Genomic DNA, 14,980 nt, shown 5'->3' with positions numbered 1-14,980 from the left:
CAACCGGCAGCTGATAACTAAAGACATCCTACCCACCACTCAATTTTTCAGCGCACGGCGCTCCTTCGATATGAAAAAAATAGTAATAGCTACGCTGGGTACGGCTCTCCTGCTGTCGGCCACGAGCTGCAATAAAAACTTTCTGGACGAAACCCCGCAGTCGGTCCTCACGCCGGCCTTCCTGCAAACCCCGCAAGGGGTGGAGGCGGGGGTAACCGGGGTGTACTCGGGCCTGCGCCAGATTTACGGCAACGACTCGGGCACCTTCACCACCGAAGCCGGTACCGACGAATGGACGACCGGCATTTCGGCCAGCAGCGGGCTGAGCGACTACGACAACAATGCCCTCACGCCGGTCAACGACGGGTCGCACTCCTTTATCTGGACCGTGTGCTACCAGGAGATTAACAATGCCAACGGCGTGCTGCAGTACGGCCCGGCGGCTACCGGCATCGCGCCGGCTCGCCTCACGCAGCTGCTTGCCGAAACCAAGCTGCTGCGGGCGCAGTACTACTTCGTCCTCGTGCAGGACTTCGGCGACGTGCCGCTGATGCTGAACTTCGTGGATGCGCCCACCAAGGACATTGTGCGGGCTCCCATGGCCGATGTGTACACCACCATCATCAAAGACCTGACGGAATCACTGGCCACGATTGCCGACCGGCCCGCCCAGCCCGGCCGCGTGACGCGCGCCACGGCCCTGCACCTGCTGGCTAAAGTGTACCTGACCCGCGCTACGGCCATTCCGGCGGGCGCTAACGCGGACTATACGCTGGCCGCGCAGTACGCCAAAGAGCTAATCGACAACCAGGCCCGCTACGCCGTGGGGCTGGAAACCGACCCGGCTACCGTGTTTGCCGAAGGCAATGAGAACGGCAAAGAAGTGCTTTTCACTGCCCAGTTCAGTGGTGACGCGACGTTTAACCGCATCGACGGCTTCACCTTTGGGGGCGAAAACGTGCTGGGCTTCCAATACCGCAGCCGGTATGACAAACTGCCGAACATGGCGCGCGACATCAACAACGGCCGGCCCTTTGCCCGCCACGTACCCACGTACTTCCTCGAAAACTCGTTCATCCTGACCGATGCCAGCGGCAACCCGCTGGAATCCGGCGCCACGCTGCGCACCACCGACACCCGCTACAACAAGTGGTTCACGACGGTGTACCGGGTGAACTCGCCCGGCGCCAACGCCGGGGTCAGCCGGGCCGTGGTGGGCGACACGGCGGCCTGGTACCCCGGCCGTCAGCTCTCGGCGGCCCGCCTGGCCCAGATTGCCGCCCGTACGCCTGCTCCTTACGTGGTGATTCAGCCCAACCAGTACACCACGGAATATTTCCCGACGCTCAACAAGTTTGACAGCCGCAACCGCACGTCGGTGAACGGTTTCTCGACCCGGCCCAACATCATCTACCGTTTGGCCGAAACCTATCTGGTGGCCGCCGAGGCCTATTTCTACCTGGGCAATGTGGCCCAGGCCCGCGACTACATCAACGTGGTTCGTCGGCGGGCTGCGGCTGCTGGCAAGACCACGCAAATGGAAATTACCAGTGCTCAGGTAAATCTCAACTTCATTCTGGATGAGCGGATGCGGGAGCTTTGCGGCGAGTTTGCCCGCTGGTACGACCTGAAGCGCACCGGCCAGCTGCTCGTGCGGGTGCAGAATCCCGCTATCTCGCCGCCGCTGGTGACCCGCGCGGCCGGTACCGGCTTCACGGCTGGTGGTAACTACGGCTCTAATGCGGCTACCAACATCAAGCCTTTCCACGTCCTGCGGCCGATTCCGCAGACCGAGATTGACCGCACCAGCGGCAAAATCACCCAGAACACCGGCTACTAGTAGCTAAGTAGAAGAACGTCATGCTGAGCGAAGTCGAAGCATCTCGCGTGTGGTAGTAACTCAACCGTGAAAACGGTTTTGATTAGTGGTAGCACTCGAGATGCTTGGCCTGCGCTCAGCATGACGTTTTATCTTATTTCCGATACTCTTGACCATTAGCTTCCTTGCTACACAAATTCCTCCTGCTTTCGTGTCTGTTTTTCCTGGGTTTCCGGGGAGCGCAGGCGCAGAACAACCTGCCGCGCCTGGTGAAAACCGGTGCGAGCACGCAGCTATTGGTCGACGGAAAGCCCTACTTCGTGCTGGGCGGCGAGCTGGGTAACTCCACCGCCTCCAGCACGGCGTACATGCAGCCCGTGTGGCCCCGGCTGCGCGCCCAGCACCTCAATACCGTCATCGCGCCGGTGTATTGGGAATTGCTGGAGCCGCAGGAAGGCCGGTTCGATTTCACGCTGATTGACGACCTGCTGCGCGACGCCCGCAAAAACCAGATGAAGCTGGTGCTGCTGTGGTTCGGCGCCTGGAAAAACAGCGTGTCGTGCTACGCCCCGGCCTGGGTGAAAACCGACCGGAAATGCTTCCTCCGCGTGCAGGACGACCAGGGCGTGCCGCAGGAAATCATGACGCCCTTCGACCCCCGCAACCTGGATGCCGACCGCAAAGCCTTCGTGCAGCTCATGCAGCACCTCAAGGCCACCGACGGGCAGGAGCACACCGTGATAACCGTGCAGGCGGAAAATGAAATCGGCATGCTGCCCACCGCCCGCAGCTACGACGAGAAGGCCAATGCCGCTTTCAAGCAGCAAGTCCCTGCGGCGCTTTTGACCTATTTGCAGCGTGAAAAGAAGAACCTGAAACCAGAATTTGCCGCCATCTGGCAGCGCCAGGGCGCCAAAACCAAGGGCACCTGGGAAGAGGTTTTCGGCAAGAGTCTGGCCACTGATGAAATTTTCATGGCCTGGTTTTTCGCCACTTACACCAACGCCATCACCGCCGCCGGCAAAGCCGTGTACCCCCTCCCGATGTACGTGAACGCCGCCCTGAACCGCCCCAACGTAGCACCCGGCAAGTACCCCAGCGCCGGCCCGCTCCCGCACGTTATGGACGTGTGGCTGGCCGGCGCGCCGGATATCGACCTGCTGGCCCCCGACTTCTACAACCCCAACTTCGAGCACTGGTGCGACCTGTACACGCGGGGCAACAACCCGCTCTTCATCCCCGAAATCCGCTTCGAGGACGGCGTCGATGCCAAGGCATTTTTCGCCTTCGGCCACTACAACTGCCTCTCGTTTTCGCCCTTCGCCATCGAGGGCAGCGACACCCTGAAATCGCCGCCCATCGGCAAAGCCTATGAGCTGCTGAGCCAGGTGACTTTCCTGCTGGGCAAGTACCAGCCGGCCGGCCAGGTGCGTGGTTTCCTGCTGCAAAAAGACTCGGCCGCCCGCGTCTTCACGCTGGGCGACTACCGCTTCACCGCCAGGCACGAATTCGCGCTGGGCTGGTCGATGGGCTCCAAAAAAGCCGAATGGAGCCCCGGCGGCGGCCTCATCATCGCCGTGGCGCCCGACGAGTTCTACGTGGTCGGTACCGGTCTCGTCCTCACCGCCGAACCTAACGCCAAAGGCAAGCGCGCCGGCTACCTGAGCGTGGACGAAGGCCATTTCGAAAACGAAAAGTGGCTGCCCGGCCGCCGCATGAACGGCGACCAGGACCACCAGGGCCGCCACGTTCGCGTGGCCGGCGGCGAATACAGTATCCAGCACGTCAAGCTTTATGCCTACTAATCAGAACGTCATGCCGAGCGCAGCCGAGGCATGACGTTCTGATTTTACAGTTCCTCCAGATTCTCAGTTTCCTCTCCATCCGATGCTTCGCACATTTCTTCACCCGTTTCGTTTAGCCGCTGGCCCACTGGCCGCTGGTGGCCTGCTACTTGCCCCGGTAGCCCAGGCTCAGGTGCGCCTGCCGCACCTGGTGAGCGACGGCATGGTGCTGCAGCGCGACGCCGACGTGCGCGTGTGGGGCTGGGCCCGGCCCGGCGAAGCCGTGGCGGTGAGCTTCCTGGGCACAACCTACCCGGCCACCACCGGCCCCGATGGCAAGTGGACCGTGAAGCTCGCGCACCTGAAGGCCGGCGGGCCTTTCGAGATGAACATCAAGGCCAGCAACCAGCTGGCGGTGAAGAACATCCTGGTGGGCGACGTGTGGCTGTGCTCGGGCCAGTCGAATATGGAAACGCCCATGAGCCGCCTGCGCGACAAGTACCCCGACGTCATCGCCCAGGCCGCCAACCCGCGCATCCGCCAATACGAAGTGCCTATGAGCTACGCCTTCACCCAGCCCAAAGCCGACGTGACCGGCGGCAAGTGGGTGGCCGCCGACCCGCAGAGCGTGCTCCGGTTTTCGGCCGTGGCCTACTTTTTTGCCAGGGAAATCAACGCCAAATACCAGGTGCCGGTGGGCATCGTTAAAGACGCCGTGGGCGGCTCGCCCGCCGAAGCGTGGCTGAGTGCTGATGCGCTGAAGCAGTTTCCGAAATACGAGCAGCAGGTGGCACCCTACCGCGACAGCGCCGCCGTGGCCGGCATCAGGCAAAAGGAGCAGGCCGCCATTGGCAGCTGGTACCGCCAGCTGCACCAGGCCGACAAGGGCGAATCGCCCGGTCAAACACCATGGTATGCAATCACATACGCCCAGACCGACTGGAAAACCATGCCGGTTCCCGGCTATTGGGCCGATGGCGAGCTGGGCCCGGTGAATGGCGTGGTGTGGTTTCGCAAAGAAATAGAGGTGCCGGCCGGCATGGCGGGCAAGCCCGCCCGCCTGGAGCTGGGCACCCTCGTCGATGCTGACTCCACCTATATCAATGGCCGACTAGTGGGCACGACCGGATACCAGTACCCGCCCCGCAAGTACGATTTTGGGCCGGATGTACTGAAGCCGGGCCGAAACGTGGTGACGGTGCGCATCATCAGCAACGGTGGACGCGGCGGTTTCACGATGGAAAAAAAGTATCAGCTCACGGCCGGCGGCCAGACGCTGGATTTGCGTGGGCCCTGGCAGTACCAGCTGGGCACCGCGGCCGCGCCTACCCCGGGCTCAACTACGTTCCAATACCAGCCCGGCGGTTTGTTTAATGGCATGATTGCGCCGGTGCTGCCCTACGCCATCAAGGGCGTGCTGTGGTACCAGGGCGAATCGAATGCGGGGCGGACGGGCGATTACCAGGCCCTTTTCAACGGCATGATTACCGACTGGCGCAAGAGCTTCCAGCGGCCCGATTTACCCTTCATCTACGCGCAGCTGCCGAATTTCATGCTAGCGAAAATGGAGCCGTCGGAAAGCGGCTGGGCCCAGGCGCGCGACATTCAGCGGCGCGGGCTGGCCCTGCCCTACACCGGTATGGCCGTGCTGCTGGACGTGGGCGAGTGGAATGATATTCACCCGCTCGACAAGCAAACGCCCGGCCACCGCCTGGCCCTGGCCGCCGAAAAAGTGGCCTACGGCGAAAGCAAGCTGGTTTCCTCCGGCCCGCTCTACCAGTCCATGCAAGTGGCTGGCAATAAGGCGACACTCAGCTTCAGGAGCATCGGCAGCGGCTTAGTGGCAAAAGGTAGCGGGCCGCTGACTGGCTTCGCCGTGGCGGGACCGGACAAGAAGTTCGTGTGGGCCCAGGCGAAGATTGAGGGCAACAAAGTGGTAGTCTGGAGCGAGCAGGTGCCCAACCCCACCATGGTGCGCTACGCCTGGGCCGACAACCCCGAAGGCGCGAATCTATACAACAAGGAGGGCCTGCCCACTTCCACTTTTACGACTGCTGCCGATGCGCTTCTGTAGATTATTTTATCGTGCGGCCGGGTCGCCTCACCCCCTGACCCCTTCTCCGAAAAGGAGAGGGGATACCGGTTATGCGCAGGTTGAAAATCGGTCGGCCCCCCTCTCTTCTGGAGAGGGGGTGAGGCGCTACGTCTGGCTGTTCACCTTGCTTTTTATAGCCCACGCCGCCACCGCCCAAACCGCCCTGTTTCTCGACCCCGCCCAACCCATCAACGCCCGCGTCAACGACCTCATCTCCAAACTGTCCATTGAGGAGAAGGCCGACCAGATGATGTACAGCAGCAAGGCCATCGAGCGCCTGAATATCCCTGCCTACAACTGGTGGAACGAAGCCCTGCACGGCGTGGGCCGGGCCGGCGCGGCCACGGTGTTCCCGCAGGCCATCGGGCTGGGCGCGACGTTCGACGACGACCTGGCTAGGCGCGTGGCCACCGCCATTTCCGATGAGGCCCGCGCTTCCTACAACGCGGCCGTAGCCAAGGGCTACCGCCAGCAGTACAGCGGCCTCACGTTCTGGACGCCCAACATCAACATCTTCCGCGACCCGCGCTGGGGCCGGGGCCAGGAAACCTACGGCGAAGACCCCACCCTCACCGGCCGCATGGGCGTGGCCTTCGTGCAGGGCCTGCAGGGCGACGACCCGCGCCACCTGAAGGTAGCGGCCTGCGCCAAGCACTTCGCCGTGCACAGCGGCCCCGAGCGCCTGCGTCACGTCTTCAACGCCGAGCCCACGCCCCAGGATTTGTGGGAAACCTACCTGCCGGCTTTTCACCAATTGGTCGATGCCAAAGTGGAAGCCGTGATGTGCGCCTACAACCGCACCAACGGCGAGCCCTGCTGCGGCAACCAATACCTGCTGCACGACGTGCTGCGCCAGCAGTGGGGCTTCAGAGGCCACATTGTGAGCGACTGCTGGGCATTGGTCGATTTCTACGAGGGCCATAAAGTTGTGAAAACGCCCGCCGAAGCCGCCGCCCTAGCCCTGGACCGCGGCGTGAACCTGAACTGCGGCAGCGTATACCCCAGCCTGCCCGAAGCCGTCAAAAAAGGCCTCACCACCGAGGCCAGGATGGACAGCTCGTTGGCCATCCTGCTCCGCACCAAGTTCAAGCTCGGCCTGCTCGACCCTCAGGGCGGCAGTCCGTACGACAAGCTCGGTCCCGAAGTCATCAACAGCGCCGCTAACCGCGCCCTGGCCCGCGAAGCCGCCCAAAAGTCCATCGTGCTGCTGAAGAACAACGGCGTGCTGCCGCTGCGCAACGACCTATCCAAATACTTTGTGTGCGGCCCCAATGCCGCCAACCTCGACGCCCTGCTCGGCAATTACTACGGCGTGAACCCCGAGATGAAAACCATCCTCGAAGGCATTGTGGGCGGCGTGCAGCCCGGCAGCCAGGTGCAGTACCGCCAGGGGGCCATGCTCGACCGGCCCAATGCCAACACCATCGACTGGGTGAGCAGCAGTTCCCGCGTTTCCGATGCTACGTTTGTGGTGCTGGGCATTACCGGACTGTTGGAAGGGGAGGAGGGCGAGTCCATCGCCTCGCCTACCTTCGGCGACCGGCTCGACTACAACCTGCCCAAAAACCAGATTGACTTCCTCAGGAAATTGCGCGAAAACAATACCAAACCCATTATTGCCATCATCACCGGCGGCAGCCCGATGAACCTGGCCGAAGTGCACGAGCTCTGCGATGCCGTGGTGCTGGCCTGGTACCCCGGCGAGGAAGGCGGCAACGCCGTGGCCGACGTGGTGTTTGGCAAAGTCTCGCCCTCCGGCAAGCTGCCCATCACCTTCCCGAAAAGCCTCGACCAGCTGCCCGCCTACGAGGACTACCACATGGCCGGCCGCACCTACCGCTACATGAGCGCCGCGCCGCTCTACCCCTTCGGCTACGGCCTGAGCTACGCCAAATTCACCTACCCCGCGGTGAAACTGGCTGGTTCGAAAATCGCCAAAAACAAGCCCGTCGAAGTCACCGCCACCGTCACCAATTCCGGCAAGGTGGAAGGCGAGGAAGTTGTGCAGCTCTACCTCACGCACCCGCCCGTGAAGGGCGCTCAAACGCCGCTCTTTGCCCTGAAAAATTTCAAGCGCGTAAAGCTCGCGCCGGGGGCCAGCACCACGGTCAAGTTCACGCTCACGCCGGAAATGCTGGCGTTAGTGAGTGCCCAGGGCAAGTTGGTGGCTGCCACCGGGCCGGTCACGGTGTGGGTGGGCGGCTCGCTGCCCGGTGCCCGCAGCGTGGCGCTGGGGGCCAGTCCGGCCGCCTCGGCTTTGCTCACGATTAAGTAAATAATAAAACCAGAACGTCCTGCTCATCTGGCGTCCGCGCCGCCGAAGCATCTCTACCGCTTCATCCGGCTCCCCTCTTCGCGGAAGAGGGGCCGGGGGTGAGGTTCCGGCGTCAGGCGGCGCGAGCGAGATGCTTTGACAAGCTCAGCACGACGTTCAATTTCTCAAAATGAATCTGCCTATCCAACTATGAAATACCTCCTCGGCTACGACATCGGTAGCTCTTCTATCAAAGCTTCGCTGCTTGACATTGCCACCGGCAAGGCCGTGGCCACGGCCATTTCCCCCAGGCAGGAAATGGAAATCAGCGTGCCCCAGGCCGGCTGGGCCGAGCAGCGCCCCGAGCGCTGGTGGCAGGAATGCGTGAACGCCACCGCTCAGCTCAAAGCCGATTACGGCTTCGACCCCGACCTCGTGGCCGGCATCGGCATCACCTACCAGATGCACGGCCTCGTGCTGGTGGACAAGGACGGCAAGGTGCTGCGCCCCGCCATCATCTGGTGCGACAGCCGCGCTGTGGACCTCGGCAACCAGGCTTTCGCCGAGCTGGGCGAGGAATATTGCCTGGAGAATTTCCTGAATTCGCCCGGCAATTTTACCGCGTCCAAACTGAAGTGGGTGCGCGAAAACGAGCCCGGGATTTACGCCCGGATTCACAAGATTCAGCTGCCCGGCGACTACATCGCCTTCAAGCTGAGCGGCCGGCTGCAAACCACCGTGTCGGGCCTGTCGGAAGGCGTGTTCTGGAATTTTAAGAAGCAGGCCGTCGCCCAGGAGCTGCTCGACTACTACGGCATCAGCGCCGACCTGCTGCCCGAGGTGGTGGACACCTTCTCGGTGCAGGGCCATTTGAATGCCGAAGCCGCGCAGGAGCTGGGCCTCACGGCCGGCACCCCCATCAGCTACCGGGCCGGCGACCAGCCCAACAACGCCTTCTCCCTCAACGTGCTGAACCCCGGCGAAATCGCGGCCACGGCCGGCACGTCGGGCGTGGTGTACGGCATCACGGATGCGCCGGCTTCCGACCCGGCCTCGCGCGTGAATGCCTTCGTGCACGTCAACCACACGGCCGCGCAGCCCCGCAACGGCGTGCTGATGTGCATGAACGGCACCGGCATTCTCAACAGCTGGCTGCGCAAAATAGTGGGCGAAATGCCCTACGACGAGATGAACCGCCGCGCCGCGCAAGCCCCCGTGGGCGCCGAGGGCCTGGTTTTCCTGCCTTTTGGCAACGGGGCCGAGCGCATCCTCGAAAACCGCCCCACCGATGCTGAGCTGCACGGCCTGAACTTCAACATTCACAGCCAGGCGCACTTGCTGCGCGCCGCCCAGGAGGGCATCGTGTTCGCCCTGATTTACGGCATGAACATCATGCGCCAGATGGGCGTGCAGGTGCGCACCGTGCGCGCCGGCAACGCCAACATGTTCCTCAGCCCCGTATTCCGCGAAGCTTTCGTGAACGCCGGCAACGTGACACTGGAACTCTACAACACCGACGCGGCCCAGGGCGCGGCGCGCGGCGCGGGCATCGGCGCCGGCGTATACGCCGGTCCGGCCGAAGCCTTCGGTGGCCTCGAACGCATACTGACCGTGGAGCCCACCGAGGCGCTCCGCGAACAGTATCAGACGGCCTACACCCGCTGGCAAGACGCTTTACCTAAAGAGTTGTCGGTTGTTAGTTTTCAGTGAAATAATTCCCCGATACTGGCAACCAATAACAAATGACGAACAACTCACCACCAAGAACTGACAACAAATACTTTCCCCAACCAACCACCTTATCTCATGTCTAGCAACACGCTTTCGAAAACAGAATTTTTTACGGGCATCGACACCATTCGCTACGAAGGCCGCGAATCGGATAACCCGCTGGCGTTTAAATGGTACGACGAAAACCGCGTGGTGGCCGGCAAGACCATGAAGGAGTACCTGCGCTTCGCCACGGCCTACTGGCACACGTTTGTGGGCACCGGCGGCGACCCGTTCGGCCCCGGCACCAAGAAATTTGCCTGGGATTCGCACCACGAAATTGTCGGCCGCGCCAAGGACAAGGCGGACGCGGCGTTTGAGTTCTTCACCAAGCTCGGCACGCCCTATTATTGCTTCCATGACATTGACCTCGTGGAAGAAGGCTCGTCGTTGAGCGAGTACGAGCGCAACCTCGCCACCGTGGTGGACTACGTGAAGCAGCACCAGCAGGAAAGCGGCGTGAAGCTGCTCTGGGGCACGGCCAACGTATTTTCGAACCCGCGCTACATGAACGGGGCCAGCACCAACCCCGACTTTCAGGTGGTGGCCCACGCGGCCACGCAGGTGAAAAATGCCATCGATGCCACCATCGCGCTGGGCGGCGAAAACTACGTGTTCTGGGGCGGCCGCGAGGGCTACATGACCCTCTTGAACACCGACATGAAGCGCGAGCAGGCCCACATGGCCCGCTTCCTGACCATGGCCCGCGACTACGCCCGCCAGCAGGGCTTCACCGGCAAGTTCTTCATCGAGCCCAAGCCGGCCGAGCCCACCAAGCACCAGTACGATTTCGATGCCGCTACCGTCATCGGCTTCCTGAAAGAGCACGGCCTGGAGAACGATTTCCAGCTGAACCTCGAAGTGAACCACGCCACGCTGGCCGGCCACACCTTCCAGCACGAGCTGCAGGTGGCCGCCGACGCCGGCATGCTCGGCAGCATGGATGCCAACCGCGGCGACTACCAGAACGGCTGGGATACCGACCAATTCCCCAACAACCTGAACGAGATAACCGAGTCGATGCTCATCATCCTCGAAGCCGGGGGCATCACCCAGGGCGGCATCAACTTCGACGCCAAAACGCGCCGCAACTCGACCGATTTGGAGGATATTTTCATCGCCCACATCGCCGGTATGGACACCTTCGCCCGCGCCTTGGTCACGGCCGATGCCATCCTGGAAAAATCGGCCTACAGGAAATTCCGCACCGAGCGCTACGCCTCGTTTGATTCGGGCGAAGGCGCAGCCTTCGAAAAAGGCCAATTGACGCTGGAAGACCTGCGCACTATTGCCCACAAATCGGGCGAGCCCACGCCGCGCAGCGGCAAGCAGGAGTGGCTGGAAAGCATCATCAACCAGTACATCTAGCCCCCTATTGAGAACAAGTAGCGACTGGTTGGAGTAAGTTGGAGTGGAATACTGCCCACCCGGTACTCTAAGCACAGGCCTCCTTCTCATTACTAATCGAAAACGGAACCGGCCGGCTGCGGAATGGTGGGAACAGTGACGCAGCTGGCCGGAGAAGTTTTCTAACGAACAGAGCTTTATGAGCAACCCCCAAGTATCCATTGACGAACTGAGCGTCAATACCATCCGGCTGCTGTCAGTCGATATGGTGCAGAAAGCCAATTCCGGTCACCCCGGCCTGCCGTTGGGCGCCGCGCCCATGGCCTACGTGCTGTGGTCGCGCTTCCTGCGCTTCAACCCGCAAGACCCGAAGTGGCCCAACCGGGACCGGTTTGTGCTATCGGCCGGGCACGGCTCGGCGCTGCTGTACAGCCTGTTGCACCTGTACGGCTACGACTTGTCGCTCGATGACCTGAAGCAGTTCCGGCAGCTCGATTCCAAGACGCCGGGCCATCCGGAGTCGCACATCACAGCCGGCGTGGAAGTAACCACCGGTCCGCTGGGCCAGGGCTTTGCCAACGGCCTCGGCATGGCCATGGCGGAGGCGCACCTCGGCGCGCTCTACAACAAAGAGGGCCACGCGCCGGTGCAGGACCACTACACCTACGTGCTGGTGAGCGACGGCGACCTGATGGAAGGCATTGCCTCGGAGGCGGCTTCGCTGGCCGGCCACTTGCAGCTGAGCAAGATGATTTACCTGTACGACGACAACAAAATCTCGCTCGACGGCCCCACCAGTTTCGCCTACACCGAAAACCCCATGCAGCGCTTCGATGCCTACTACTGGCACACGCAGCACGTGCAGGACGGCAACAGCCTCGACGAAATTGAGAATGCCATTCGGGTGGCGCAGTCGGTGAAGGACCGGCCGTCGATTATCGCGGTGCGCACGATTATCGGCTTCGGCTCGCCGCTGGCGGGCAGCAGCAAATCGCACGGCAGCGCGCTGGGACCAGACAATGTGAAGGCCACCAAGAAGTTCTACGGCTTCGACCCCGAGCAGTCGTTCCAGGTGCCGGCCGAAGTATACGAGCACCTCAGGCAGCCCGGCCTGAAAGGGGCGGAGCTGCAAAAGCAGTGGGAAAAGGACTTTGCCGCCTACGCCAAGGAATTCAAGGCCGATGCTGAGATGTTCAAGCTCTCCTTCGATGGCAAGCTGCCCGCAGGCTGGGACAAAGACCTGCCCGTGTACACGCCCGCCGATGGCGAGCTGGCCACCCGCCAGGCCTCGGGCAAAGCGTTGGATGTCCTTAAGAAATCGGTGCCGTTCATGTTCGGCGGCTCGGCCGATTTGGCCACCAGCAACGAGATGGATAAGTCGGGCGACGACAGCTTCCAGCCGCTGCACCTGGAGCGCCGCAACGTATGGTTTGGGGTGCGTGAGCACGCCATGGGCGCGGCCATGAACGGCATTGCCCACCACGGCGGCCTGCGCACCTACGGCGGCACCTTCCTCACATTCAGTGACTACATGCGGGCAGCTATCCGCCTCACGGCGCTGTCCGAGAGCACGGCCACGTTCGTGTTCACCCACGACAGCATCGGGCTGGGCGAGGACGGCCCCACGCACCAGCCAATCGAGCAGGTGCTGGCCCTGCGCAGCATTCCCAACATCGTGGTGCTGCGCCCCGCCGATGCCAACGAAAGCACCGAAGCCTGGCGCATTGCCATGACCACGCCGAAATCGCCGGTCGTGCTCGTGTTTTCGCGCCAGAAACTGCCCATTCTCGACCAGACCAAGCTCGGCTCGGCCCGCGAGGGCGTGCCCAGAGGCGCCTACATTCTGAGCGAGGCCCAGGGCGGCCAGCCGGAGTTCATCTTCGTGGCCACCGGCTCGGAGGTGGCCCTGGCCATGGAAGCCCAAAAAGTGCTTGAAAAAGACGGTACCCCTACCCGCGTGGTGAGCATGCCGAGCTGGGAATTGTTTGAGCATCAGGACAAAGCTTACCGCGAAACGGTATTGCCGCCCAGCGTGCGCAAGCGGCTGGCCATTGAGGCGGGCTCGCCCATCGGCTGGCACAAATACACGACCGACGAGGGCGGCGTCGTGGCCATGAACCGCTTCGGCGCTTCGGCGCCGGCCGAATTGCTGTTCGAGAAATTCGGTTTCACCGTGGCGAATGTGGTGAAGCGGGCCAAGGCCGTGCTGGCCGGCCATCCCGAGGAAGAAAAAGTAGAGAAAAAGCAAGTAGTAGCCAAAGGCAACTAGGCGGGGCGTTGCGGGCGGCCGGGAGGCTACCGGGCGCTGCGCTACTGCATCCCTGCAAGTTATAAAAACTGACCACCCGCAACCAATCCCACCCGTGCGCAATTCCCTGATTTTTCGACGGCTAACCAGTCGCCGCCTTTGGCTGGCCTTTGCGCTGGCAGTGGCAAGCCGGCCATGATACGATGCCCATGAATGACCTTGTTGGTGACCCTTGAATGGGGCATCGGCGAGGCCATTCATGGGCTTTTTTTTGAGAATCAGGGGCGCTGTCCGGCGTTCTTTTATCGACATACCTACCCTCACTTCGCTGCTATGCTGCAAACCATTCTCTTTGCCACCCCACTCCGCCGCCTGGTGCTGGGCGGCCTGCTGATGGCCGGCCTCGGCGTGCTCAACAGCCGCTACGATGTTACGGCGCTGGCGCATGCCCAAGCGGTGCCAATTGCAACGGATAAGGGGCTGAAAGACTACTACAAGGCCTATTTTCCTATTGGTGTGGCCATCGGCCCTTCATCGTTGAAAGGCCCGGAAGCGTCGCTGATTATTCAGCAGTTCAACAGCCTGACGCCGGAGAATGCCATGAAGATGGGCCCCATTCACCCCGAGGAAAACCGTTATTTCTGGGATGATGCCGACCAGATTGTGAATTTCTCCCAGGTGCATGCGCTGCGGGTGCGCGGCCATAATCTGTGCTGGCACGAGCAAACGCCCAAGTGGCTTTTCAAGAATGCCGATGGCTCTGTTGTGAGCAAAGGGGTGCTGCTCAGGCGCCTGCACGACCACATCGATACCGTGGTGAAGCGTTACAAGGGCAAAATCTACGCCTGGGACGTGGTGAACGAAGCCATTGCCGACGACAGCACGCAGTTTCTGCGCAATTCGGACTGGTACAAAATCTGCGGCGAGGATTTCATCGCCAAAGCCTTCGAATACGCTCACGCGGCCGACCCCAAGGCCGTGCTGTTCTACAACGACTACAACACCGAGCGCCCCGAAAAACGCGAGCGGGTGTACCGCCTGCTCAAGAAGCTCAGGGACGCCAAAGTCCCGATTGACGCGGTGGGCTTGCAGGCGCATTGGTCGTTGCAGGAGCCCACGCAAAAGGAGCTGCGGGCCACCATCGAGCGGTTTGCCTCGCTGGGCCTGAAGGTGCAGATAACCGAGCTGGACGTGTCGATTTACCCCTGGGAGAAGAGCCGGCGCGAGAAGCGCCCCGGCGAAGCAGATGCCTACACGCCGACCATGGAGCAGCAGCAAGCCGAGAAATACCGCATGGTGTTCAACACGTTCCGCGACTACAAAAATGTGCTGACGGGCGTGACGTTCTGGAATATTTCGGACAGATATACCTGGCTGGATACCTACCCGGTGGCCGGCCGGAAGAACTACCCGCTGTTGTTTGACCAGCAGCTGAAGCCGAAAAAGGCCTTTTATGAGGTGGTGAAGTTCTAGGACGTGTAAACAATTAAAGCCACATCAGGATGGCTCCGAGGGTGACCATTGCCAGAAAGGTGCTGGCGTTCTTTTCGTAGCGTGAAGCGAGGCCCCGAAACCGCTTGAGGCGGTTGAAGCAGCGTTCGATTTGGTTACGATTTTTGTAGACTTCTTCGTTGTGCTCAATCACTTGCGTCCGATTTTTTTT

Annotated in this window: 9 protein-coding genes; 8 read left to right on the top strand and 1 reads right to left on the bottom strand. The window is 61.7% G+C overall.

The features are described 5' to 3' along the window. Nucleotides 1-70 precede the first annotated feature (70 nt). The 8 genes from J4G38_RS17790 to J4G38_RS17755 all read left to right on the top strand — a co-directional run bounded on the left by J4G38_RS17790 (nucleotide 71) and on the right by J4G38_RS17755 (nucleotide 14,790). Nucleotides 71-1,840 (top strand): RagB/SusD family nutrient uptake outer membrane protein, encoded by a 1,770-nt coding sequence (locus J4G38_RS17790; protein ID WP_210521811.1) that lies wholly within the window; start codon nucleotides 71-73, stop codon nucleotides 1,838-1,840. A 164-nt stretch (nucleotides 1,841-2,004) separates the two neighbouring features. Further along, nucleotides 2,005-3,624, top strand: coding sequence for a GH35 family beta-galactosidase (locus J4G38_RS17785; protein WP_226163527.1), 1,620 nt, complete (start codon nucleotides 2,005-2,007; stop codon nucleotides 3,622-3,624). Nucleotides 3,625-3,706: 82 nt separating this feature from the next. Continuing rightward, nucleotides 3,707-5,677, top strand: coding sequence for a sialate O-acetylesterase (locus tag J4G38_RS17780; RefSeq protein ID WP_210521812.1), 1,971 nt, complete (start codon nucleotides 3,707-3,709; stop codon nucleotides 5,675-5,677). Between the two features lie 118 nt (nucleotides 5,678-5,795). Then, complete coding sequence (locus J4G38_RS17775; RefSeq protein WP_226163525.1) at nucleotides 5,796-7,973, top strand: glycoside hydrolase family 3 N-terminal domain-containing protein; 2,178 nt, start codon at nucleotides 5,796-5,798, stop codon at nucleotides 7,971-7,973. A 189-nt stretch (nucleotides 7,974-8,162) separates the two neighbouring features. Then, nucleotides 8,163-9,662 carry a xylulokinase gene (locus J4G38_RS17770; RefSeq protein WP_210521814.1) on the top strand — a complete coding sequence of 500 codons (1,500 nt, stop codon included), beginning with the start codon at nucleotides 8,163-8,165 and terminating at the stop codon, nucleotides 9,660-9,662. Between the two features lie 96 nt (nucleotides 9,663-9,758). Then, nucleotides 9,759-11,090 (top strand): xylose isomerase, encoded by a 1,332-nt coding sequence (gene xylA / locus J4G38_RS17765; RefSeq protein ID WP_210521815.1) that lies wholly within the window; start codon nucleotides 9,759-9,761, stop codon nucleotides 11,088-11,090. 178 nt (nucleotides 11,091-11,268) lie between these two features. Next, entirely contained in the window at nucleotides 11,269-13,338 is a 2,070-nt protein-coding gene (gene tkt / locus J4G38_RS17760; protein WP_210521816.1) for a transketolase, read from the top strand. A gap of 312 nt (nucleotides 13,339-13,650) precedes the next feature. Beyond that, on the top strand, nucleotides 13,651-14,790 hold the full coding sequence (locus tag J4G38_RS17755; RefSeq protein ID WP_226163523.1) for an endo-1,4-beta-xylanase: 1,140 nt from the start codon (nucleotides 13,651-13,653) through the stop codon (nucleotides 14,788-14,790). 13 nt (nucleotides 14,791-14,803) lie between these two features. Here J4G38_RS17755 and J4G38_RS17750 read toward each other — a convergent pair whose 3' ends face one another. Further along, complete coding sequence (locus J4G38_RS17750) at nucleotides 14,804-14,962, bottom strand: transposase (protein WP_226163232.1); 159 nt, start codon at nucleotides 14,960-14,962, stop codon at nucleotides 14,804-14,806. Nucleotides 14,963-14,980: the final 18 nt, after the last annotated feature.

It is taken from the genome of Hymenobacter terricola, from assembly GCF_017921975.2.
GTDB classification, from domain to species: Bacteria; Bacteroidota; Bacteroidia; order Cytophagales; family Hymenobacteraceae; genus Hymenobacter; species Hymenobacter terricola.
This window is presented reverse-complemented; position numbering and strand designations above follow the sequence as displayed.